This is a genomic window from Staphylococcus succinus, from assembly GCF_029024945.1.
In the GTDB taxonomy this organism is placed as follows: Bacteria; Bacillota; Bacilli; order Staphylococcales; family Staphylococcaceae; genus Staphylococcus; species Staphylococcus succinus.
In genome coordinates this window covers 1,302,432-1,327,315 of sequence record NZ_CP118976.1, presented here as the reverse complement: position 1 = coordinate 1,327,315, position 24,884 = coordinate 1,302,432, and the positions used below count along the sequence as shown (strand labels likewise).

Sequence of the window (24,884 nt, the reverse complement as noted above, 5' to 3'; positions counted from 1 at the left end):
ATCAATTAAGAAAGATGATCTAATCTAAGTAATTGGTTTATTAATTTCTGACTTTTAAAATACATTCCAGCATATTCACTGTATAACATAAGCATTAATTCAGACATCTCATCAACGATATGATCATGTATACGTAGCGTACTCATCTGATGAATTGGTAATTTTTGTAAGATATCTAAAAGATACAGGGTTTTATTAGATAAAATAAGGGCGTGAGGATCTTCATATCTTGCGCTTTCAGATATGGCGCCACCAAACTTAAAACTATAACCGATTAAATCAGATTGACTTGTATTACCTGTCACAATACATTTATCAAAAATAGCGTTAAATCCAAATTTTGTCATACATTTTAATAAGGCGAGCACTGACATAAGTTGAGCAGACACACCCTCTTTAATTTTCTCTAAAATGAAATGCAATAAGTCATAACTATATTGTGATACTTCCTCATGCTCAATAGACCGATCTATTACTTCTGTACATAAGCTGGCAAAGCTGCTTTCATATATATCTAGGCGGAGATGATAGTTTTGTTCTATTACATCAACAGAACTCAATGTCCCCATTCCTTTCCACTTAGAATAAATAAACAAGCCATACACAAATAATTGTGTATTAGCTTGTAAGCCGCTCTTGCTTTTTTTAGCTCTTCGGACCATTAATGGCACTTTCGCGCCAAATTCATTTAGAATCGTAACAATTTTATCGGATTCGCCATAATCAACCGTTTTTATAATAATACCTTTTTGTTTGATTAACACATTAGCTCACCGACTCTCGAATTAGTCTTGATCTTCTAAATAACCCATTTGACGAATGAAATTCACTTTATTACGCCAATCTTTTTGTACTTTTACCCATAGTTCTAAGTAAACTTTAGACCCTAATAATCTTTCAATATCTTGTCTAGCGCGTTTACCGACTTCTTTAAGTTTTTTACCGCCTTTACCAATTACAATACCTTTTTGAGAATCTCTTTCTACATAAATCGTAGCCTCAATTCTCACTCTATCTTCATCCTCTTTAATCATACGATCCACATTGACACCGATAGCATGAGGAATTTCTTCACTCGTTAAGTGTAATATTTTTTCACGGATGAGTTCCCCAACGACAAACTGCTCAGGGTGATCTGAAATTTGATCATCAGGGTAATACTTAGGTCCTTCAGGTAAATATGATTTTAATACACCAATAAAGTGGTCTACGTTCAAACCTTCAAGTGCAGAAATCGGCACTATTTCTGTGAAGTCCATATACTTTTTATATTTTTCGATTCTTGGCATAAGTTCATCTGGATGAACTAAATCAATTTTATTTAATACTAAAAACACCGGCGTTTTAATTGATTTCAGCATATCCATGATAAATTCATCACCTCGACCAATATCTTCATTAACATTGACCATAAACATAATCGCGTCTATTTCAGATAGTGTATTTTTAGCAACATTCATCATATAATCGCCTAGTTTGTGTTTAGGTTTATGAATACCTGGTGTATCTAAAAATATGATTTGAGCATCGTCTTGTGTCATAACGCCCTGTATTTTATTTCTTGTCGTTTGCGCTTTATCAGACATGATTGCTATTTTATGACCGATTACACGGTTCACAAAAGTAGATTTCCCAACATTGGGTCTGCCTATTATTGATATAAATCCTGATTTATGTGCTGTCATTAATTTAAATCCTTTCCAGAGAATCCTAGTGGTAATAAATCCCCCACCGTCGATTCTATTAAATCTCCATTTTGATTTGTCATATATACGGGCATGTCATCATCACAGAGTTCTTTCATAAATTGACGACATGCACCACATGGTGAAGATGGTTTATCCGCATCAACAGTAATAGTGATTGACTCAAAATCACCTGGCTTATAGCCTTCTGATATTGCAGATACTAAACTAGATCTTTCTGCACAAATAGCCATTGGATATGCTGCATTTTCGACATTGGCACCGTGAAATGCCTTTCCATCTTTCGTCCGCAAATAAGCGCCCACTTTGAAATTACTATAAGGTGCGTAAGCATTGGCTTGTGCAGTTCTAACTTCTGTTAAATAATGTGGTTGATATCCCACAGTTAATCTCTCCCATTCAGTGTTAATATTTAATAGTTTAGTACTTTTGGAAAATAACTTTATGAAAAATTTCTATATATTTAAAATACATATGGCAGAAATATTAAAAGGCCTATAGCAAATGCAATAGCGGATACAATCATTACGCTAAAAGCTGCAACATCTTTAGCTTTTTTTGCCAAAATATGATAATCATCTGTCACTAAATCAACCACGTATTCTAATGCTGTATTTATCGCTTCGAAGGCAAGGACAATCCCAATGGCTAAGATTATGAAAATCCAATCTACACGCGATATACCAAACCATACGCCACAGATAACTACAATGAGTGCACTTATTAAATGCAACAAAAATTTATTGTCTTTGTTTAATAGCACGTGCATACCTTGTAATGCATAATTAAATCGTTTCATATGTGCCTCTAATCTCTCGTTAATCCATATGCGTTTAGAATTCGGTCTTGGCGACCAAACATTTCTTTTTCATCTTGCTCATTCATATGATCGTAGCCTAATAAATGTAAGAATCCATGTAGCGCAAGGAAACCGAGTTCTCTTTCAAAAGAATGTCCATAAGATTCTGCTTGTTCATTCGCAACATCAGTACAAATAATAATATCGCCCAATACTCTTGGCATGTCAAGCCCCGTAATTTCAGGTTCATCTTCTTCTAAAGCAAAAGAAATAACATCCGTTACTTTGTCTTTATCACGATACATTTTATTTATTTCTTGAATTTCTACTTTATCCACAAAGGTAACTGAAAGTTCTGCTTCACCATCAATATTTTCCTGTGTTTTTGCGAATGTCAGAAGGCTATCTATTTGTTCAAACCATTCTTGTTTTACTAAATCTGTATGATCACTAAAATCTATAGTAAACATTTACTCCTCTCCCTCGTAACGATCAATAATTTTACTTACTAATGGATGACGTACAACATCACTTTGATCTAAATGATGAATACTTAGCCCTTTAACATCTTTAAGTTTCTTTATAGCTTCTTTGAGTCCACTTTTTACGCCTTTAGGTAAATCTATTTGCGTATGGTCACCCGTCACTACCATTTTTGAACCAAAACCTAGTCGAGTTAAAAACATTTTCATTTGAGCGTGTGTCGTATTTTGTGCTTCATCTAATATCACAAACGCATCATCTAACGTTCTGCCTCTCATATAAGCTAAAGGTGCGATCTCGATTATTCCTCTATCTATAAATCTGGCTGTCTGTTCTCTACCTAAAACAGTATTCAACCCATCATATAACGGACGTAAATAAGGATCTACCTTTTCTTTTAAATCCCCAGGTAAGAAACCTAAGGACTCTCCAGCTTCCACTGCAGGTCTTGTCAGCACAATACGCTTTACATTTCCTTTACGCAATTGTTTGGCAGCATAGACAACCGCTAAGAATGTTTTTCCTGTTCCTGCTGGTCCAACGCCAAATACCAAATCGTTATGATGCATTGCATTTACGTATAAACGTTGTCCCATTGTCTTAGCACGAATAGTCTTACCAAATGCATCTTTAGTAATTTCATCATCATATAAATCTAATAAGTATTGAATCGTCCCATTTTTCGCCATTTTAATAGCCGCTTCAACATCTTTTATAGAAATCGAAACACCTTGTTGAATTACTTTCAAAAGATTAATGAGTACTGATTCTGCTTTTTCTACATCCTCGATTACTTCACCTTTTACAGCAATTTCTTGACCTCGAGCATGTACAATGACATCAAACCCTTCCTCAATTGCTTTAAGGTGTTCGTCGTTATTACCAATGAGCGCTTGAGCTTCATTGATGTCATTTATTTGAATAATACCAGGCATATATGTGCTCCTTTACAAATATATTCGATTCATCTTATTTTATCTTATTAGATTTTAAGTTACAAAAATTATTATTCACTAGCGTAGCATTTTCTAGCAATACGATAATGTATTTACTCGAAAAAACTATTGTATTTACATACCTATTATATCACGAATTGTCTATTTATTATTTCAAAGAGTTTTTAAATCGAGATATATTCATTAAATTTAACAACTATTTTACATATATGTATACAAATTCAATTAAGCTTTACTTTTCATGCTAATATTTATATATTTTTCGGTGTAAACGAATGACATTATTATTTAAATTAAAAACACCACACAAAGTCTATAATTACTGACTTTGTATGGTGTTCTTTTAAAGACCTATTATATATTACAGTTTTTTGGGTCTATCTAATATTTCTGACCAAATAATACCATTCACAACCTCATCTTCATCAAATCTCAAACGTTCATTTGTACCTGAACTTTGTATAGCGTGCGCATTCATTAACTGTTTTAAACGATAACGCTTAGCTTTTTCAGACAAATTTTTATCTGCAATAATTGCACGCGCTTTTCTTTCAGTTCTTTGTAATTTTTTTTCGTTTTCACGATCTATTTCAGTACGTACATTTTGTAGTTTGCCTACCAGGTCAGCTTCAAGTTGTCTCTGTAATTCTGAATTTTGTTGTTGCTTCGACATTTTTTCTTTTTCAGCTTCAGTTTGGTTGTCTGTTCTAGTTGTTCTTTGAGATGTTCGTGGCTCTGACGTTTCCATTTTTTCTACACGTGTCTCAACTGGTTTAGTTGGTTGTGCTGGACGCTCTTCTTTCATTGTAGGTCCTTCATTCATTTGCTTTTCTATTTCTTTGAATGTTTTTCCTATTTCTTCAAGAAAACCACGTTTTTCAGGTCGTCCGCCACGATTATTAGGTTGTTTGTTTACTGGTGGTTTTTGGTTTTGTCTTTCTTTGTGGCTTTTGTCATTAATAGCACCAATAATTGTTACTATTACAGATATTACAAAGATAATAATACCTATATTCATTTAATCACCCCTAATTATTTATCCGGTGATTCATCATCTTCTTGATTTGTTCGTTCGTTAATTGAATTTCTCATACCTGTATCTGCTTCGATATTTTTTAAATTGTAGTAATCTTTAACACCAAGATTACCTGAACGTAGTGCTTCAGCCATCGCGAGTGGTACTTCTGCTTCTGCTTCTACAACTTTAGAACGCATTTCTTGAACTTTCGCTTTCATTTCTTGTTCTTGTGCAACAGCCATTGCTCTACGCTCTTCCGCTTTAGCTTGGGCGATATTTTTATCTGCAAGTGCTTGTTCAGTTTGTAAATCTGCACCAATATTTTTACTAATGTCTACATCAGCAATATCGATAGATAAAATTTCAAATGCTGTACCAGAATCTAGGCCTTTACTTAAAACAGTTTTAGAAATGTTATCAGGGTTTTCTAAAACTTGTGTATGGTGTTCACTAGAACCTATTGTAGATACAATACCTTCACCTACACGGGCAATAATTGTTTCTTCACCAGCACCACCGACTAAACGAGCGATGTTAGCACGTACAGTAATACGCGCCTTAGCTTTTACTTCGATACCATTCATAGCTACACCAGCAATAAATGGTGTTTCTATAACTTTTGGATTAACTGACATCTGCACAGCTTCTAATACATCACGACCAGCTAAATCAATAGCTGCGCCACGTTCAAACGGTAAATTGATATCAGCTCTTTGCGCTGCGATGTTCGCATCAACAACTCGATCAACATTACCTCCAGCTAAATAATGTGATTCCAATTGGTTTGTAGTTAAATTCAAACCAGCTTTGTGTGCTTTGATTAATGGCGAGATTACTCTACGTGGAGAAACTCTACGCAGTCTCATACCAACTAATGTTCCAATACCTACTTTTACTCCAGCAGCAATTGCTGAAATCCATAAGCCCACTGGAACGAATGAAAATAGTAATAAAAGTGCTATTACTACTATAGCGACAATAATAATTAATCCGATCATACTTTCTCTCCTTTATGATTCGTTTTCTCTTACAACAACTCTAGTACCTTCAACTTCTAATATGGTCACTTCTTTATTCCGTAAAATAAATGACCCATCAGAAACTGCGTCAATACGTTCATCATTGTATGTAATGATTCCTGCTGGTCTTAAATCTGTAGACGTTGTAGCAGTTTGCCCAACTAAATGAGAGCGATCTTCATGTGAAGTGTAGCCTGCCTCTGCATTTGTAGAATCTTTTAAAACAACTTTATCTAAAAATGGAATATTTCGCTTAAATATTCTCACAAGTACCACCCATTCTATGATTGATAATATTAATGCTACGACAACATTGGCAATCATAAAAACTAAATTGTCACCTAATGTAATAATACTGAAAACGATAAGGCCCATACCTATAATACCAATAATTGCACCTACGACAAAAAGTTCAATTATTATAAATATAACCCCAACTCCAAATAAAACTACCGAATAAAAATTAACATCTCCTTTTACAAAAAAGCCTAAGAAGAAAATTAATAAGGCTAATGTAGCAATAATCCCTACAAGATTGATTTTATTTGAATATAATTGATATAAAAAACCCATAAAAATAATACAAGTTAAAATTAAAGTGATAAACGGATTGACAATTAGGTTTGCTGCGTTATCTATCCAGCTATTATTTTCAATAAAGTTGGACGAAAAGATATTATGTATACTACTCAAAGAAATCACTCTATCACCTCGCTCTCTATTTAATTATACATGAAATCAGTGTTTGTTTATAGCGTTTGCATTATAAAATACCATTAAATTATAAATAGATTAACTTTGAAGTAATATAGTAATTATAAAATAGAATCTTTATTTGATAGATGATCAACACATTCGTTCAAATTTTAATAAACTATCTTTTCTAATTAGTAAATTTCCTGAAATTCACTAATAATATTTCAAAACAGTGACTCATTTTGTATTTTTAACTACGCTAAAATTTGCTCTATTATTAATGACTTTAAAAAAATTAAAGTAAAAAAATAATAGCCTTCGTTGTTAAACAACGAAGGCTATTATGATTTATAATTAATGTTGGTGTTGAGGGAGTCAACGAAACAATTAATTATTTGAATTTACGTTTACGCGCAGCTTCAGATTTCTTTTTACGTTTAACGCTAGGTTTTTCGTAAAATTCACGTTTACGTACTTCTTGAATTGTACCGCTTTTAGAAACTGTACGTTTGAAACGACGTAACGCATCTTCAAGTGATTCGTTATTTTTGACTACTGTTTTAGACATGTGTATTTCCCTCCCTCCAAATATCAACGAAACTTTAGTATCATTACATGGTAATGAACCATGTATAATTTAGTATAATATATCTGATTAATGTGGTCAATTAGTAAATTTATTTTTTTAAATTTAAATCTAAACTGTGTAGGCACTAGTATTTGTAATATCGTACACTAACGCGAAAAATCACACTTTTCCACGTAATTATTTAATATTTTTAGTTAAAATAACAATATCCCTATTACAAATCACCCTAATAATTCTTTTTGAAAACTTATAGCGCTAAGGACATATAATGGTGCTGTCTCAGCCCTTAAAATTCTAGGACCAAGCCCAATTTGAGAACCTGCTTCATCAAACAAGCTTACTTCCTCTTCAGAAAGTCCACCTTCTGGACCAAATATAACTAATATACGAGCTCCAGGTTTAAATTTTTGAAGAAGTGCTTTAAAATTACTAATCTCTCCATTTTTCGCTGCATCTTCATAAGCAATAAGGACATAATCATATGTTTCTATATGATTATAGATTATTTTCAAACTAGGTTGATAGGTTATGTTAGGAATGGTTAACCTATAACTTTGTTCAGCAGCTTCTTTAATAATTTTTTGCCAACGCTCTAATTTTTTTGCAACTTTGTCGTTATTTAGCTTCACTATAGAACGTTCCATACCGACAGCGATAAATTCACTCGCTCCTAGTTCCGTTGCCTTTTGTAGCATCCATTCATATTTATCAGCTTTAATTAATCCACTACATATAGTAATACTTTGTGGTAATTCTGTATCTATTTTTAGATGTTCAACTAACGCTACTTCAATACTATCTATGTTTATATTGGTAATCTTGCATCTGTATACAGATTGATTGGCAAACGTGAGTATAATTTCATTACCTATTTGATGCCTCATAACATTAGTTATATGGTGGATATCACCTGTGTCTGTAATAAAAAAACGCTGATGTACATCAGCGTTTTGGTCAATAAAGTATCTTTGCATAATTATTCGCTCACTTTCTGGCCAACGATAGAAACCCAACTATTATCGTGACTTATCGAAATAATTTTAAAACCACTACGCTTCATATGATCCAATATAGCCTCATGTTTTTCTTCAATAATACCAGATGTTATAAAATAACCATCTTGATTTAATGTATTATAAGCATCTTCAATCATTTCATCAATTATATGAGCTAAAATATTCGCAATAACAATATCGAATTTTTCTGTTTCGCCTTTAAGCAAGTTTCCCGGTACAGCTTCAATTGCATTTTCACAATGATTTTTAGCAAAATTTTCTTTAGCAACTTTGACTGCCATTTCATCTACATCTAATGCCTTGATACGTTCAACACCAAGTAAATGAGAAGCTATACTTAAAATACCTGAACCTGTACCAACATCAATAACCGAATCACTAGGTTTTACATACGTCTCAATCGCTTTTAAGCACATACTCGTTGTTGGATGGTCACCAGTACCAAATGCCATTCCAGGATCTAATTCAATACACAATTCACTATCATCTTCACGCTGATATGTTTCCCAACTCGGAACAATGGTAAATAATTTTGACGCACGGAAAGGATGAAAATAGTTTTTCCATTCATTTTCCCAATCCGTTTCACGAATTGTTTGTTCGTCAAATTTAAACAGATTATGATCTAATGACTCAATGTCAGAAATCCGACTATATAAGTCATTTTTAAATTGCATTGTATACTTCATTTCATTGAAATATGCCTTCAACCTTACCCCTTTTTCAGGATAGTCAGTTTCACTGAGCTCATATATTTCACCAAATTTATCTTCAAAATCATGGTTTAAATCATTAGAATCTTCTATAACTACACCATTCGATCCAGAATCCTCTAATATATTAGAAATAATTGGTGACACCTCATGGTTAGCAGTTATTGATACTTCGGTCCAGTTCATATACTAGTCTCCTTTAAAGAATCTTTTAGCTTTATCTCTGAAATTATTAGGTTGTTCTGTAATTTCTTCCCCATCAATCTCTGAGAATTCTCTTAATAATTCTTTTTGTCGATCATTCATCTTAGTCGGAGTTACAACATTTATATTAATAAACAAATCTCCATAGCCATAACCATGAACATTCTTAATCCCTTTTTCTTTAAGACGGAATTGTTTTCCAGTTTGAGTACCTGATGGAATTGTCAACATCACACTACCTTTAAGTGTAGGTACTTTAACCTCGTCACCTAATGATGCTTGTGCAATACTAATATTAAGCGAGTGATAGATATCATCTCCATCTCTTTCAAATGTTTCTGAAGGTTTAACTCTGAACACAACATACAAATCACCTTGTGGACCGCCGTTTTCACCTGGAGCACCTTCACCTGCTAAACGGATTTGCTGTTCATTATCTACACCTTCTGGGATTGTAACACTGATTTTGACGCTTTTATTTTCAGTACCTTTACCTTTACATGTTGGACATGGTTCTTCAAATTCTTGACCTGAACCACTACATACTGGGCAAACTTTTTCTGTTCTAACTCTACCAAGTATTGTGTTTTGTTCTACTGAAACATGACCTGAGCCACTACAATATTCACATGTTTTTTTCTTAGTGCCAGGTTTAGCACCTTCACCATGACAAGTATGACAAGAAACATCTTTGCGAATTGAAATTTCTTTTTCACTACCAAAAACAGCCTCATCAAATGTTACGGTCATCGTATATTGTAAGTCGTCACCTTTTCTAGGTGCATTTGGATCACGTTGACGTCCGCCTCCAAAGAACGAACTGAATATATCCTCGAAACCGCCGCCTCCAAAGCCACTGAAATCTTGACCGCCAAAGCCTTGGCCTCCAAAGCCACCTTGCGGGCCGTTATGTCCAAATTGGTCATAATTTGCACGCTTATTATCGTCGCTTAAATTTTCATATGCTTCAGAGATTTCTTTGAATTTCTCGTCGGCACCTTCTTCTTTATTAATATCTGGATGATATTGTTTTGATAATTTACGGTAAGCCTTTTTAATTTCATCTTTAGAAGCATCTTTACTAACACCTAAGATTTCATAATAATCTCTTTTGGCCACTGTTATCTCTCCTTTTACTCTGTTTTGTTAAATCACTGATAAAAAAAGAAAAAGTCAAAGCCAATGTTCAATTGACTTTGACTTAATTTGGCTAAGCAATTGTGTCATATTTTTCTATCATTAACAATTAATTAGTCTATGACTCAACTTATTTTTGATTATCTTTGCTGTCGTCATCTTTCACTTCTTTGAAATCTGCATCTTCAACGTTGCTATCTTGTGCTTCGTTTCCTTCTTCACCTTGAGCTTGTTGTTGAGCTTGCGCAGCTTGCTCGTAAACTTTTGTTGATAAGTCTTGAACAACTTTTTCTAATTCTTCTTTTTTAGCTTTGATATCTTCAATATCTTCGCCTTCAAGCGCTGATTTTAATGCATCTTTTTTATCTTCAGCATCTTTTTTATCTTCTTCACTGATGTTTTCGCCTAAGTCAGTAATTGTTTTTTCAACTTGGAATACTAAGCTATCAGCTTCGTTTCTTAAGTCACTTTCTTCACGACGTTGTTTGTCAGCTTCAGCATTTTCTTCAGCATCTTTAACCATACGATCGATTTCATCATCTGATAGTGAAGAACTTGATTGAATTGTGATATTTTGTTCTTTATTTGTGCCTAAGTCTTTTGCTGTAACGTTTACGATACCATTTTTATCAATATCAAATGTTACTTCGATTTGAGGCACGCCACGTGGAGCTGCTGGAATATCAGTTAATTGGAATCTTCCAAGTGTTTTATTGTCTGATGCCATTGGACGTTCACCTTGTAATACATGAATATCAACTGCCGGTTGGTTATCTGCTGCTGTTGAGTAAACTTGTGATTTAGATGTTGGAATAGTCGTATTTCTTTCGATAAGTGTATTCATACGTCCACCCATAATTTCAATACCTAATGATAATGGTGTTACGTCTAATAATACTACGTCTTTAACATCACCAGTGATTACGCCACCTTGAATTGATGCACCCATAGCTACTACTTCGTCTGGATTCACACCTTTATGAGGTTCTTTATTTACTTCTTTTTTAACTGCTTCTTGAACAGCTGGAATTCTAGTAGAACCACCAACTAAGATTACTTCATCAATGTCAGAACTTGATAAACCAGCATCTTTCATTGCTTGACGAGTAGGTTCCATAGTTCTTCTGATTAATGAGTCAGATAACTCTTCAAATTTAGAACGTGTTAAGTTGATTTCTAAATGTAAAGGACCATTTTCTCCTGCTGAGATGAACGGTAATGAAATTTGTGTTTGAGATACACCAGATAAGTCTTTTTTAGCTTTTTCAGCTGCGTCTTTTAGACGTTGTAATGCCATTTTATCTTGTGCTAAATCTACGCCATTTTCTTTTTTAAATTCAGATACTAAATAGTCAATAATTACTTGGTCAAAGTCATCGCCGCCAAGTTTATTGTCGCCAGCAGTTGATAGTACTTCAAATACACCATCGCCTAATTCTAAAATAGAAACGTCGAATGTACCGCCACCTAAGTCAAATACTAATACTTTTTGGTCAGTTTCAGTTTTATCTAAACCATATGCTAAAGCAGCTGCTGTTGGTTCATTGATAATACGTTCTACTTCTAAGCCAGCAATTCTACCAGCATCTTTAGTAGCTTGACGTTCACTATCATTAAAGTATGCAGGAACAGTAATTACTGCTTTTTCTACTTTTTCACCTAGATAGTCTTCAGCTGTACTTTTAAGATTTTGTAAAACCATCGCTGAAATTTCTTGTGGTGTATATGATTTACCTTCAACGTCAACTTTATATTGTGTACCCATATGACGTTTGATTGATTGAATTGTGTTAGGGTTTGTAATTGCTTGTCGTTTAGCAACTTCACCTACTTGAGTTTCACCATTTTTAAATGCTACTACTGATGGTGTAGTTCTAGCACCCTCTGGATTTTGGATTACTTTTGGCTCATCGCCTTCTAAGATTGCTACACATGAATTTGTTGTACCTAAGTCAATGCCTATTACTTTACTCATAATTAATTTCCTCCTGTATGTTTGTTTAAAATTATTGGTATTTTCATCAATATTAAAGGTTATTGATTTACTTTAACCATTGAAGGTCTTAATACTCTATCTTTTAATTTATAACCACGTTGCAATTCTTGAGTGATTTCTCCTGATTCAAAATCTGGATTATCATCTTGAACAACAGCTTGGTGAACATTTGGATCAAATTGTTGACCTTCAGTTTCAATTTTTTCTAAGCCATTATTTTTTAAAGCGTTAATTAAGCTTTCATGAACCATTTCAACACCTTTTTTCAGTGATTTGAATTGTTCATCTTCGCCATCGATTTGTAACGCACGCTCAATGTTATCGATAGTTGGTAAAATATCGTTTAACACATCTTGAGCTTTATATTCTTTCATTGTTTGATTTTCTTTTTGGATTCTACGTTTATAATTTTCGAATTCTGCGTACAATCTTAAGTATTTTTCTTCTTTTTCTTGAACATCTTTTTTCAATTGTTCAATTTCTTCATCTTTAGGATCTACATCTGATTCTATCTCTTCTGTATTGTCCTCTTGCAGATTGTCTTTTACTTTGTCATTATTAGTGTCGTCAGCATTTTCAACTGTTTCATTTTCAGATGTCTGAGATTGATCTTTAACTTCTTCATTTTCTGCAGCTTGATCAAATACTGATTCATTTTTTTCTGTCATTGTCTGCCCTCCAATACAATTCTTAATTACCAAATCGTATTTAGTAATCGTATTACGTTCTGATAATTCATTGCCGTAGGTCCAATAACCGCAATTTGACCTTTAAGCCTATCATCAATGTGATATTCACTTGTGATGATAGAAATATCACTCAAACTCGATTCAATTTCATGTCCTATTTTGACGTTAATCGTCGAATGAGACATATCATCAAGTAGTTGTGTGATTTTATTTGATTCTATATATTGCAATATAGGTTGAATTGAGGAAACATTTGATTCATTTAATGCATCAATTAGTTTAACCTTTCCACCCATAAAAATGCCATTACTTTGATTATCAAAGTGGATTTCAATTGTGTGTAACATCTCTTTGATAAATTGCTTTTCAAGTTCTGATTTCACAAACGTATTTAATTCACTTTCAAATTGTTGATTATTCCATTTATTATACTTAGTAGTAACAAAATTCGATATCTTTGTGAGCTTATCATTAGATAACGGAACTTGTGTAGCTAAATGTAAATGTTCAACATGACCAGAAGTGAATACAACCACCATAATAACCAAGTGGGCATTTGCTCGAATCAAATGAATGTTGTTAATTATATCTTTTTTATGATTTGGACGCATTACCAACGTTGTATATTGAGATGCAATCGAAAGTTCATTAGCAAATGCACTCAATGTAGTAGAAATATCATAATGATTCTCGACTAGTAAATCTCTTAAACGTTGTATTTTAGTTTGTTGTTGATGAGATGTTTGTTGCAATAATTGATTCACATAATATCTAATACCTAACTCTGATGGTGAACGTCCTGACGAAGTATGTGTCTTCTCTATCAACTCTAAATCTTCGAGATGTTTCATCTCATTTCTAATAGTAGCAGGACTAACATTCAATTTGTGTCGTTCAATCAAAGTCTTAGAACCAATTGGCTGACCTAAATCAACATAATCTTCAACAATTGCATTCAGAATGCTTAATTGTCTATCACTAATCATGCTTTCACCTCATTAGCACTCTTTTGTTTCAAGTGCTAATTATAATTTATCAAATTGGTCAAAGTAAGTCAATGTTAAAGCATCGTTTTTTTTAAAATTTTAAACATTTAACAAAAACGACTCAAATACAACGTTTCCTATCACTTTTCCGCGTTCCGTCATCGAGATGTATCCTTCTTGTTCAATAATAAGTTCGCGTTCTATCAAATCATTAATAACTGTACCAAATATATTATCTATGCTTGTATTGAATTTTTGCTGAAATCTAGATTTATTGACTCCCTGATTCATTCTCAGTCCTAAAAACATTTCTTCTTCCATTTGTTCCGATAAAGTTGGGAACGTCGAATCTAAAATAGGACGTTCCTTATTTTGGATTTTTTTAATATAATGGTTTACCGGATTAACATTATTATAACGTTCACCGTTAACATAACCACTTGCACCTGCACCAAAACCATAATACCCTTCGTTTTTCCAGTACACTTTATTATGTTCTGACTCATGCCCATCTTTTCCAAAATTAGAAATTTCATACTGATGCATATCGGATTGTTCCATTCTTTCTAAGAGGTATTCATACATTTCTTCACCAATATCTTCGTTAGGAACTTTCAATTGGCCTTTACGATACATATTATAAAATTTTGTCTTAGGTTCTAATATCAATCCATAGCTAGAAATGTGATCAATATCAAGAGCCAACGCCTTTTCTAAACTATCTTTAAAATCTTCAATTGTTTGATGTGGCAAATGGTACATCAAATCTAAACTAATAGAAGGTATACCAACTTGACGTGCATTAGCTACCGATTGGTAAATATCTTCTGTTTTATGTGTTCTTCCCAGAATTTCTAATAATTCTGGATTAAATGTTTGTACTCCCATAGACAATCGGTTAACCCCAAAATCTTTAAGTAATTGAACTTTTTCTATCGTTAATTCATCTGGGTTAGCTTCGAAACTAAACTCACCTTTGATTTTAAAAATACGCGTAATAGCTACGAGTAACTTTTTAAGTTGATCATAATTTAGTGCTGTTGGGGTACCACCGCCAACAAATACAGTTTCTAATTGTCTAACATCACTTTGTTCCATTTCTTCTATTAAGCAATCTAAATACTGATCTACCGGCTGATTTTGTATAAAATACTTATTAAAATCACAATAGGTACAAATTCTTACGCAAAAAGGAATATGGATATAAGCACTTTTCACTTCCATATTGCGTTCACCTTCTTTCATTTTTTGAAGATAAGTCTATTCAACAAAAAACTGGGGCATAAATCGAATGGATTTAAGGCCCCAATGTTTAATTTATATTAATCTTCGTCCATCTTAAGCACAGCTAAAAACGCATCTTGAGGAATTTCTACATTACCTACTGCTTTCATTTTAGCTTTACCAGCTTTTTGTTTTTCTAATAATTTTCTCTTACGGCTAATATCTCCGCCATAACATTTTGACAATACATTTTTACCCATTGACTTGATGTTTGTACGTGCAACAATTTTTTGTCCAACAGCTGCTTGAACTGGCACTTCAAACTGTTGTCTTGGAATAAGTTTTTTCAATTTATCAACTAACACTTTACCACGATCATAAGCAAATTCTTTATGTACAATAAAGCTTAATGCATCTACTTTTTCACCGTTTAATAAAATGTCCATTTTCACAAGGTCACTTTCTTTATTATCAATAAATTCATAATCAAATGAAGCATATCCTTTAGTATTAGATTTAAGTTGATCAAAGAAATCGAATACTACTTCTGACAACGGTATCTCATAAATGATATTCACTCGGATATCATCCATATATTCCATGTTTACAAATTGACCACGTTTACGCTGACATAATTCCATTACTGCACCCACATAATCATTAGGAACCATCATCGTAGCCCTAACAAAAGGTTCATAAATCGTTTCAATTTTATCTCTTTCAGGCATATTTGCTGGATTATCGACTGAAACTTCTTCTCCGTTTTTCATAATACATTGGTAAATAACAGATGGTGCAGTTGCAATAAGTTCAATACCAAATTCACGCTCGATACGCTCTTGAATTATTTCCATGTGAAGCATACCTAAAAATCCTGTACGATATCCAAACCCTAACGCTTGTGATGATTCTGGTTCAAATTCGAGCGAAGCATCATTGAGTTGTAATTTTTCTAATGCATCACGTAAGTCGTTATAATCTTTATTATCTATTGGGAATAGACCACAGAAAACCATAGGATTCATTTTTTTATATCCTTGTAACGCTTGTTCAGCTGGTCGTTCCGCATGTGTAATCGTATCACCGACACGAGAGTCATCTACGTTCTTAATGCTAGCTATAATATAACCTACATCACCGACAGTTAGTTCCTCTACCGGCAATTGTTTGGGAGTATTAATCCCCACTTCAGTTACTTCGAATTCTTTACCCGTCGCCATCATCTTAATACGATCACCAGCTTTAACTATACCTTCCATGACTCTAATACCTGATACTACACCTCGATAAGGATCGTATTCAGAATCAAAAATCAAAGCTTTCAATGGCGCTTCAGGATCGCCCTCTGGTGGTGGTATAACTTCAACTATTTTTTCTAATATATCTTCAATACCAATATTAGATTTTGCACTAGCAAGAACCACATCATCTTGATCTATACCAATAACATCTTCTAATTCTTGTTTAACACGTTCTGGTTCAGCAGCAGGCAGGTCAATCTTATTAACAACAGGTAATAGCTCTAAGTCATTATCCAGTGCTAAATACACATTTGCTAAAGTTTGTGCTTCGATACCCTGTGCAGAATCGACTACCAATATTGCACCTTCACAAGCTGCCAATGATCTTGATACCTCATAAGTGAAATCTACATGTCCTGGTGTATCAATAAGATGGAATGTATATGTTTCCCCATCCTTAGCTTCATACTTTAATCGTACAGCATTTAATTTGATTGTAATACCGCGTTCTCTTTCTAAATCCATGGAATCTAGTAATTGTGCTTGCATATCTCTTGATTCAACTGATTTCGTATTTTCTAAGATTCTATCAGCTAAAGTAGATTTACCATGGTCTATATGTGCGATAATAGAAAAGTTTCTTATATTTTTACGTCTATTATAACGTTCTTGTTTATCCATGTATTATCCTTCCCACTTTCATAATTCTAGCCCGTATATGTATGACATTCTTTGATATGATAACGTTTTTGTTCTATAATTGCAAACTTACGACGCTTATACTTTAAGTTATATCATAAAAGTGGCTACTTAATTTGCCATTCCTCTTTATAGTATAGAGTGAAAGTTGCTCATTTCCAAATAGAAATGTATTATTTTCATGCTTTTAAGCGCATTGCGTAAATAAATGATTGCAGAAACCGGCTGGTTTTGATAAAATATTTCTTGTTGTAATCAAATCAAATTTGATAGCGAAGTTCATTTTTAGGAGGTGACACACATGCCAAACATTAAATCTGCAATTAAACGTGTTAAAACTACTCACACTGCTGAGGAGCGCAACATTTCTCAAAAGAATGAAATGCGTACAGCGGTTAAGAGAGCTCAATCAGCTACTGCTTCAAATGCTGATAACAAAGCTGAATTAGTTAGTTTTGCTTTGAAAAAAGTAGATAAAGCTGCTCAACGCAACTTAATCCACACTAACAAAGCTGCTCGTATCAAATCTTCACTAATGACAGCTAACAAATAATAAGAAAGTTCAAGCCATGGCTTGAACTTTTTTATTTATAATTTTAAATAAAGTTTGTGAGTAATCGATGATTACTCACTTTTTTTATGAATTTTTTATAAAGATAAAATAAAAAGTTCTAAAATGAGTTGTTTATCCATATAAGAAGATTTTAATTTATAATCTGTTTCTGCACAGCTATCTATAATATTCAACAAACTCTCTAAATGATAATGTCTTGCTTGGTTAAGTGCTAACTTCACTCTATAAGGATGAACATTAATCGTTTTTGCAATTTGTTGGCCACTATACCCTTTTTGAGACAGTATTTTACTTTGATAGAAAAGTCGATAGTTACTTGTTATAAGCGCTAAAAGTTTAATCGGTTCTTCTTTCATCGCAATCAAATCTTTGACAAGTTGTATCGCCTTTACCTTATTATTTTTTTGAATATATTCTGTTAATAGAAACACATTTTGTTCTAAACTTCTATTTACAATTTGGTCCACATCTTGTTTATTAATTGTTGCTCTTTCACCTAGAAAAAGGACTAATTTTCCTATCTCTTGCTTGACGATATTAAAGTTAATACCAGTTAATTCAATAAATAAGTTTAACGCATCTTGTTTAATATCTTTATAGTTTGAATGTAATTCATTTTTTATCCATTTTTTTATCTCTTCTTCTGACATTTGCTCTATTTTCTTTAACTGAGCTTTCTTTTTTAATGTTTTCACTAATTTTTTACGTTCGTCTAATTTGGGTTGATAGACTTCGAATACAATCATACTTTCACCATCATATTTTTCTATGAATTCTAAAAGTAAATCAATATTATGATTTAAGTCTTTAGGTGGTTTTTCTCCAGTAAAGACATATGCATTTTGTACCAAAACGGCCTTTTTATCAGAGAAAAAAGGCATTGTTAATGTCTCTTCTATTACGGATGATAAATCACTGTCATATAAATTATACTTAACAAAGTTAAAATCATCTTTGGGAGCATCTAAATAATTTTCGATAATCTCGGTCGATTTTTTTTCAATCAATTCAGGTACTTCTCCGTATACTGTAATTATATTATCGCTCATATGTAGCACCCTTTCATCACTATTACACATTAAAACATTATAGCATGCAGCTATACATCTCACTAGTTAAAATCATTACTTCCTTTCTGTTTTGATATACATATTTTCTTTGAAATCAATTGTAACTTCTCCGTGATTAGCTGTTTGATAAACTTGAGAATGATAACTAATTAATCGGTTTATAGTTTCTTGATTGGGTAAGTTATATCGGTTTTTGTGTGCTACAGAAATCAAGCTTATCTTAGGGTTAATGGTTCGTATAAAGGCCTCACTGGTACTCGTTTTACTTCCATGATGTCCAATCTTCAGCACATCAACTGCTTTTAAATTGAACTGCTTTAATAACTCATTTTCATTATTTTTGGTCGCATCGCCCATCAGTAACATTTTATATTTTTCATAGGTTATCAATGTCACAATAGAATGTTCGTTTAAATCATCTGAGGCATTTATTGTTACATCTAATAAATTTATGACTGCTTTATCTAATTTAAAATTTTGCTTTTCTCTAAAATCATACAATGGTATTTCATTATTTCTACATTGTTTTTTCAAACTGTTTAACTGCTCACTTTTCATACTCGCACTATTCAATATAATGTTTTCAATTCGATATTTTTCAATTAAATAATTTAATTCCCCTATATGATCTTGGTGTGGGTGGGTTATAATTAAATAATTAATTGTTTTTATAGCTCGTTTTTTTAAAGTTGGCAATATGTGGTATCTAGCGATATTATGTGTAGCCTTTTCGCCCTTTTCAAGTAACTTACCCCCAGTATCTATGAGCAATGTGTGCTGTTTATTTGTTTCAAATAAAATTGCATCACCTTGACCTACATTCAACATAGTTAGTCGATAATCATTAGTACTTGGTAGTACTGTCACTATGATATATATAAGTATCATTAGACCAGTCAAAATTTTGAACTTTTTATGTACAAGCGCTACTAATGCAGCTAATATCATTGCCAACGCTATTACTAAAAAATATTCATTCAATTCTGGTATATACCATTTATGCCGGCTTAAACTATAGAATATATCAACAATAATATCGTGTATTTTAATAACTAAGTTCAATAATCCTGTGAGTAATTGAATTTCAATTGGCAAATGATTGATAATGAAATAAATAAGTGTAAGAGGATATAATATAAAAACATAAAAAGGTACAAAGAATAAATTAGATATAAAGCCTATCCATTGTATTTGGTTAAAATAATGTGCACTTATAATAAGTGACCCTAATTGAGCAATAAAAGTGATATAAAACGTAGATTTAAATGCAGTCAATTTCTCTAATAAAGGTAAAGATAATAAAATAAAGAAGGTAATCATAAATGAGAATTGAAATCCTATATGATAAATTAAAGATGGGTAAATTAAAGTTAACGTTATAAAACTAAACGCTAGAATATTCATAGTATTTCGGAATATTCTTTTTGGGAGAACAATGACTATGATTGTTACTATAACTGCCCTCATTGCACTCGGTGCTAATTCTGTATATAAGACATATAATGGCAGTAATATTAAAATTACAAATTTAATAAAAAACAGTGGCATTCTAAAAAGGTTTAATACATAAAAAATAATACCTATTATAATCGCTACATGAGTGCCACTAATTGCCAAGAGATGATAGATACCAATTTCTTTATACTTCTCTAAATCATTCACATCAATATTCGTTGTATCACCGCTAATTAGCGCAATGATTTTTTCAGGACCTTTGATATGGGTCGCCTTCAATTTGTCGAATATATAGGCCTTATGCCTTTCTAAAAGGTATTGATGGCCTGATTCATTACTTTTACAACTATCCAAATCAATCGCTTTAACAAACAATGTAGCTTTATCATTGAAGCGATTATTGATTGATGACAATTCTCCCCTAACATAACATGATTTTTGGAATAATTTATTTTCTATATTATCTTTGGTGCCATGCTTTAAATAGTAATAAAATGTAAAAATTTGGTGATTAATCTCCACTTTCCCTCGTAGTTTTTGATGCTTCAATACTGGTTTAGTTAGAAAATAAGCTTGGCTTTGTAAATGCGTATTGTTATATTGCATAGTTCGTTGCTCTCTTGTATGTACTAAATCATTTTGAAACATCATAAAACTTAAAATAGGGAGTATAACGATTGATATGAATTGAATCAACTTCAATTGTTTTCTAATTGCTATGAATAATAACAATATGAAAACAAATAGTGCCATTAATCTAACATGTAACCATAAAATACCTACTAAATATGCAATTGCATAATAAATCATAATCTACTTGTTAACGAGATATTGTGCTACATGTTCTTGATTAAATTCGATTTTTTTATAATCTATACCTGATTGTGTTAATAATTTCAATGCATATTGATGATTGTGATAATCTTCAGCATAGTATATCGTTTGAATACCTGCCTGTATAATGGATTTCGTGCAGTTCAAACAAGGGAAGTGTGTAACGTAAATAGTTGCTCCTTCTGTTGAAACTCCCTGTTTAGCACATTGTAGCAACGCATTCATTTCAGCATGAATGGTACGTATACAGTGACCATCTTCTAATAAACATCCATCATCGATACAATGTACTTCCCCAGAGACAGAACCATTATATCCGCCAGCTATAATTCTATTGTCCTTGACAATCGTTGCACCTACAGACAATCTTTCACAAGTAGAGCGTAAAGCTAGTAAATGGCTTTGAGCCATAAAGTATTCTTCCCATTTAATGCGATCCATGCTGTTAAACCTCCGTTTAAATATGTATTATTAATAGAATAATTTTAATTGTAATATAAAGCAACCCATTTCTATACTGTAAAGTAACCACTTAATTTTTCAAATGTTTTATCACCAATACCTTTTATTTCTTTCAATTGCTCAACTGAATCAAAAGATCCACGCTCTTCTCTATATTCAATAATTGATTTAGCTTTCATAGGTCCTATACCAGGAATTGATAACAACTCTGTTTCAGTAACTTGATTTAAATTCAAAGTATCACTTGCCGCCATCGAACGTGAGGTATTATTTTTACTATTATCTAAATTATTATGATTATTGGATATACCTTTTTCACTTTCTCCCTTTGCAGGTATGTAAATCAACTTTTGGTCTGATAGTTTTTCAGCAAGATTTACTTTATTTAAATCCGCGTCCTTTGTGACAACTGCTTTATCTAATAATTGCTTGACCCTATCTGTTGATTTCATTTCATATACATTAGGGTGTTTAACAGCGCCTTTAATGTCGACGAACACACTATCTGTATTGTGCTCATTCATTACTTGTCGCTTACTATTAGACAAACCGCCTTCTTTAGTTGAAGATGGTTTTGGCGATGTAGCTATGTTGTCATTTGATTTATCAGTATATGTCTCAAAATCTGATTCATAGTCTTTTGTCATTATAAATTGGGAGATAATTAACAATAAAACTACTATACTTATAGACAAAATAGTGATCAATAGCTTGTTTTTTATAATCAAGCCTTTTAAAATATCCCATTGATTAAACATAAAAATCACTCCTCTATACTAAACACGTATAAAGGAGTGATTTTACTTTATTTTTTAGCAATGAAAAACAATCTATATCCTTCATCACTTGAGTTATTTATATCAAAATCAACAAATGTATGAACTTTATTGAAACCTACATGCTCTAACATATCAACATACTCACGTTTTGTATAAGTACGTTGATAATGCGATTCATTAAATCTAGCGTATTGCTCATCCTTTTGCTTAATAAAGAATGACATATCATGCCAAACACTTAAAGGTTCTTCACCTTGAACCGCTTCCCAACCAAGAAACACATTTTCCGATTCATCTATATAACTTTGGTTGTTAAATAATGTGTTCATTTTATAAACAGTATGAACATCAAACATAAAAACCCCATCAGATGATAAATGCTCAAAAACTTGGTTGAAAGTTGCCAATACATCGTCTTGTTCAGGTAAATAATTAAGTGAATCACAAAATATTGTAATTACATCAAAAGACTGATTAAGACCGAATTCAGTCATATCGCCTTCAATCCAATTTACTTTTTTAGATTTTTGAGCTGCTATTGAAAGCATATCAACACTTAAATCCATACCCGTTACATCATCAAATTCTGTTAATAATGAAGTGAAACTGCCTGTCCCACAACCAATATCTAAAATAGATGACTTGTGCTCAGCAAAATGATTTACGATATCTAGCCAAGATTCGTAGGGCTGGTCTAAGGTTAATTGATCATAAAACAAGCTCATTTCTTCATATTGGACCATAATTAATAAACAGCCTGTACGTAAGTTTCTAGTGGTGCATCACGATACAATTTCTCTAGATTGTAATAATCGCGCTCGTCTTTGTGGAATACATGCACAACAACTTCAGATAAGTCTATAAGAATCCATCTTGCTTCATTAAAGCCTTCCATTCGCTTAACTTCAACTTCTGCTTTGTTCGCTGCATCTTTAACTGCTCGAGCTATGGATTGTACTTGTCTTTCATTGTTTCCATGACATATCACAAAATAATCCGCTACATCACTTATTTCTTTCATTTTCAAAGAAATTATATCTTCTGCTTTTTTATTCTCTGTTGCTTCGACAGCTATGTTTAATAATTGATCTGAACTCATTTAATCATCCTTTACTCTTTCGTCACTATAATTGTAATAATTCAAGCATGCAATCGTCGCGTCATAAACATTAATATCTTTACTAATTAAATGCAAAACTGTGCGCTTAGAAATTTCATAAATTGCAATATCTAAACTACCTTGATTGTATGCTAAATCTCTAATTTCTTCAACGCCTGGGGTCTGACGACCTGGCTCAATATAATCGGCAACAAACACAAGTTTCTCAGTTGGAGTCATTTGCGCCCTGCCAGTGGTATGGTTTTTTATAGCAAGTAATATTTCCTCATCTTCAATACCATACTGTTCTTCCATAATTATAGCGCACACAGGCCCATGTAATATTTCTGATCCATAACTTAATAAATTACTATCTAAATTGTGCTGTTGAACAATTTGATACATAGAACCTAAGTCGTCATATTTAGAATAATCATGAAGTATACCTGCAAGTTCAACTTTATCTTTATCGCCATCATAGATATCTGCCAACTTCACTGCAGTTTCAGCCACTCTTAGCGAATGATTAAAGCGTTTTTCAGGTAATTTTTCTTTAACTAAATCTATTGCTTGATCAATTTTCATATAATCCTTCCTCTCTGATATAACGTTCAACACTTTGAGGAACTAGCACCTGTATGTTTTCTTTATTTCTAACTCTGTCTCTAATTAATGTTGAACTAATATCAATACGTGGAATATTAACTGCTAACATGTCGTGATCGACTTCTTGTGTCGATTGATCTCTATTAACAATGATAAAAGTAATCTTAGCTTTCAATTCATTAATCTTATACCACTTATCAAGTTGATTGTACTGGTCTGTACCAATAACAAAATATATTTTAGCTTGAGGGTAATCCTTTAAAACATGCATCACTGTATCATAAGTATAACTTTGTCCTTCTCGTTCAATCTCATCAAGATAAATTTCGCCAAACCCAAGCTCACCAATAGCACATTGTATCATTTTCACTCTATCAGAAGCATTCAAGTATTCTTTATGTACTTTTAATGGTGACATAAAGCTTGGTATAAAATAAAATTTATCTGGGTTTACTCTATGATGAACCTCACTTGCTACAGCCATATGAGCAGTATGAATCGGGTTGAATTGTCCACCATATAACACAATTGATTTAACCATTATGGTAATTGAATGTGTTTGTTGTCTTGTGATTCTTTATACAATACAATCATTGACCCGATAACTTGAACGATATCACTGCGTGTTGCATCACTTAAACTTTGGGCTAAATCATTTTTATCCTCAGAGTTATTTTGCAATACATGTATTTTTATTAATTCTCTATTTTCTAATGTATCTTTAATTTGAGTCACCATATTATCACTAATGCCTGATTTTCCTATTTGAAAAACTGGATCTACATTATGTGCCTTACTACGTAAAAACCTTTTTTGTTTACCTGTTAACATATT

At 32.6% G+C, this 24,884-nt stretch carries 28 protein-coding genes; 1 reads left to right on the top strand and 27 read right to left on the bottom strand.

From position 1 onward, the window contains the following. Window positions 1–5: 5 nt before the first annotated feature. From recO to lepA, 18 genes are all read right to left on the bottom strand, one after another. On the bottom strand, window positions 6–764 hold the full coding sequence (gene recO, locus PYW31_RS06505; RefSeq protein ID WP_046836565.1) for a DNA repair protein RecO: 759 nt from the start codon (window positions 762–764) through the stop codon (window positions 6–8). Between the two features lie 21 nt (window positions 765–785). Beyond that, window positions 786–1,685 (bottom strand): GTPase Era, encoded by a 900-nt coding sequence (gene era / locus PYW31_RS06500; protein WP_046836566.1) that lies wholly within the window; start codon window positions 1,683–1,685, stop codon window positions 786–788. Further along, window positions 1,685–2,089, bottom strand: a complete 405-nt coding sequence (gene cdd / locus PYW31_RS06495; protein WP_046836567.1) for a cytidine deaminase — start codon at window positions 2,087–2,089, stop codon at window positions 1,685–1,687. The genes era and cdd overlap by 1 nt, the downstream gene beginning before the upstream one ends. An 80-nt stretch (window positions 2,090–2,169) precedes the next feature. After that, entirely contained in the window at window positions 2,170–2,505 is a 336-nt protein-coding gene (locus PYW31_RS06490; protein ID WP_046836568.1) for a diacylglycerol kinase family protein, read from the bottom strand. Window positions 2,506–2,513: 8 nt separating this feature from the next. Further along, window positions 2,514–2,975, bottom strand: coding sequence for an rRNA maturation RNase YbeY (gene ybeY / locus PYW31_RS06485; RefSeq protein WP_046836569.1), 462 nt, complete (start codon window positions 2,973–2,975; stop codon window positions 2,514–2,516). Next, window positions 2,976–3,923 carry a PhoH family protein gene (locus PYW31_RS06480; protein WP_046836570.1) on the bottom strand — a complete coding sequence of 316 codons (948 nt, stop codon included), beginning with the start codon at window positions 3,921–3,923 and terminating at the stop codon, window positions 2,976–2,978. It lies immediately after the preceding gene. A 382-nt stretch (window positions 3,924–4,305) separates the two neighbouring features. Beyond that, the gene (locus tag PYW31_RS06475) at window positions 4,306–4,962 is read right to left on the bottom strand and encodes a hypothetical protein (RefSeq protein WP_046836571.1); all 657 of its coding nucleotides are present in this window, start codon (window positions 4,960–4,962) and stop codon (window positions 4,306–4,308) included. Window positions 4,963–4,976: 14 nt separating this feature from the next. Beyond that, window positions 4,977–5,960, bottom strand: coding sequence for a flotillin-like protein FloA (floA, locus tag PYW31_RS06470; RefSeq protein WP_046836572.1), 984 nt, complete (start codon window positions 5,958–5,960; stop codon window positions 4,977–4,979). A gap of 12 nt (window positions 5,961–5,972) precedes the next feature. Then, window positions 5,973–6,665, bottom strand: a complete 693-nt coding sequence (locus tag PYW31_RS06465; protein ID WP_371261103.1) for an NfeD family protein — start codon at window positions 6,663–6,665, stop codon at window positions 5,973–5,975. Between the two features lie 403 nt (window positions 6,666–7,068). Continuing rightward, window positions 7,069–7,245, bottom strand: a complete 177-nt coding sequence (gene rpsU / locus PYW31_RS06460; RefSeq protein ID WP_046836574.1) for a 30S ribosomal protein S21 — start codon at window positions 7,243–7,245, stop codon at window positions 7,069–7,071. Window positions 7,246–7,487: 242 nt separating this feature from the next. Further along, window positions 7,488–8,240, bottom strand: coding sequence for a 16S rRNA (uracil(1498)-N(3))-methyltransferase (locus PYW31_RS06455; protein WP_046836575.1), 753 nt, complete (start codon window positions 8,238–8,240; stop codon window positions 7,488–7,490). Between the two features lie 2 nt (window positions 8,241–8,242). Further along, window positions 8,243–9,181, bottom strand: coding sequence for a 50S ribosomal protein L11 methyltransferase (gene prmA / locus PYW31_RS06450; protein WP_046836576.1), 939 nt, complete (start codon window positions 9,179–9,181; stop codon window positions 8,243–8,245). A 3-nt stretch (window positions 9,182–9,184) separates the two neighbouring features. Then, entirely contained in the window at window positions 9,185–10,318 is a 1,134-nt protein-coding gene (dnaJ, locus tag PYW31_RS06445; protein WP_046836577.1) for a molecular chaperone DnaJ, read from the bottom strand. 148 nt (window positions 10,319–10,466) lie between these two features. Continuing rightward, window positions 10,467–12,311 (bottom strand): molecular chaperone DnaK, encoded by a 1,845-nt coding sequence (gene dnaK, locus PYW31_RS06440; protein WP_046836578.1) that lies wholly within the window; start codon window positions 12,309–12,311, stop codon window positions 10,467–10,469. Between the two features lie 59 nt (window positions 12,312–12,370). Further along, window positions 12,371–13,000 carry a nucleotide exchange factor GrpE gene (gene grpE / locus PYW31_RS06435; protein WP_046836579.1) on the bottom strand — a complete coding sequence of 210 codons (630 nt, stop codon included), beginning with the start codon at window positions 12,998–13,000 and terminating at the stop codon, window positions 12,371–12,373. Window positions 13,001–13,026: 26 nt separating this feature from the next. After that, entirely contained in the window at window positions 13,027–14,007 is a 981-nt protein-coding gene (gene hrcA / locus PYW31_RS06430; RefSeq protein WP_046836580.1) for a heat-inducible transcriptional repressor HrcA, read from the bottom strand. Window positions 14,008–14,106: 99 nt separating this feature from the next. Next, window positions 14,107–15,231 (bottom strand): radical SAM family heme chaperone HemW, encoded by a 1,125-nt coding sequence (hemW, locus tag PYW31_RS06425; RefSeq protein WP_046836581.1) that lies wholly within the window; start codon window positions 15,229–15,231, stop codon window positions 14,107–14,109. 98 nt (window positions 15,232–15,329) lie between these two features. Further along, a complete protein-coding gene (gene lepA / locus PYW31_RS06420) occupies window positions 15,330–17,153 on the bottom strand; it encodes a translation elongation factor 4 (protein WP_046836582.1) in 1,824 nt (607 codons plus the stop codon). Window positions 17,154–17,472: 319 nt separating this feature from the next. Here lepA and rpsT point away from each other — a divergent pair, with 319 nt between their 5' ends. Further along, window positions 17,473–17,724, top strand: coding sequence for a 30S ribosomal protein S20 (gene rpsT / locus PYW31_RS06415; protein ID WP_046836583.1), 252 nt, complete (start codon window positions 17,473–17,475; stop codon window positions 17,722–17,724). Between the two features lie 95 nt (window positions 17,725–17,819). Here the strand turns inward: rpsT and holA are convergent, their stop codons facing one another. The 9 genes from holA to yhbY form a co-directional block, all read right to left on the bottom strand. Beyond that, window positions 17,820–18,794 carry a DNA polymerase III subunit delta gene (holA, locus tag PYW31_RS06410; RefSeq protein ID WP_046836584.1) on the bottom strand — a complete coding sequence of 325 codons (975 nt, stop codon included), beginning with the start codon at window positions 18,792–18,794 and terminating at the stop codon, window positions 17,820–17,822. A gap of 75 nt (window positions 18,795–18,869) precedes the next feature. Continuing rightward, complete coding sequence (locus PYW31_RS06405; protein ID WP_235602279.1) at window positions 18,870–21,080, bottom strand: DNA internalization-related competence protein ComEC/Rec2; 2,211 nt, start codon at window positions 21,078–21,080, stop codon at window positions 18,870–18,872. Between the two features lie 3 nt (window positions 21,081–21,083). After that, a complete protein-coding gene (locus PYW31_RS06400; protein WP_046836585.1) occupies window positions 21,084–21,545 on the bottom strand; it encodes a ComE operon protein 2 in 462 nt (153 codons plus the stop codon). Between the two features lie 71 nt (window positions 21,546–21,616). Continuing rightward, on the bottom strand, window positions 21,617–22,324 hold the full coding sequence (locus PYW31_RS06395) for a helix-hairpin-helix domain-containing protein (RefSeq protein WP_046836586.1): 708 nt from the start codon (window positions 22,322–22,324) through the stop codon (window positions 21,617–21,619). A 47-nt stretch (window positions 22,325–22,371) separates the two neighbouring features. Next, entirely contained in the window at window positions 22,372–23,088 is a 717-nt protein-coding gene (locus PYW31_RS06390) for a class I SAM-dependent DNA methyltransferase (RefSeq protein ID WP_046836587.1), read from the bottom strand. Window positions 23,089–23,090: 2 nt separating this feature from the next. Then, a complete protein-coding gene (gene rsfS / locus PYW31_RS06385; RefSeq protein ID WP_046836588.1) occupies window positions 23,091–23,444 on the bottom strand; it encodes a ribosome silencing factor in 354 nt (117 codons plus the stop codon). Next, window positions 23,445–24,029, bottom strand: a complete 585-nt coding sequence (yqeK, locus tag PYW31_RS06380) for a bis(5'-nucleosyl)-tetraphosphatase (symmetrical) YqeK (RefSeq protein ID WP_046836589.1) — start codon at window positions 24,027–24,029, stop codon at window positions 23,445–23,447. It abuts the gene before it with no gap. Next, on the bottom strand, window positions 24,019–24,591 hold the full coding sequence (gene nadD, locus PYW31_RS06375) for a nicotinate (nicotinamide) nucleotide adenylyltransferase (RefSeq protein WP_046836590.1): 573 nt from the start codon (window positions 24,589–24,591) through the stop codon (window positions 24,019–24,021). The genes yqeK and nadD overlap by 11 nt, the downstream gene beginning before the upstream one ends. Next, the gene (gene yhbY, locus PYW31_RS06370) at window positions 24,591–24,881 is read right to left on the bottom strand and encodes a ribosome assembly RNA-binding protein YhbY (protein ID WP_046836591.1); all 291 of its coding nucleotides are present in this window, start codon (window positions 24,879–24,881) and stop codon (window positions 24,591–24,593) included. The genes nadD and yhbY overlap by 1 nt, the downstream gene beginning before the upstream one ends. Window positions 24,882–24,884 lie beyond the last annotated feature (3 nt).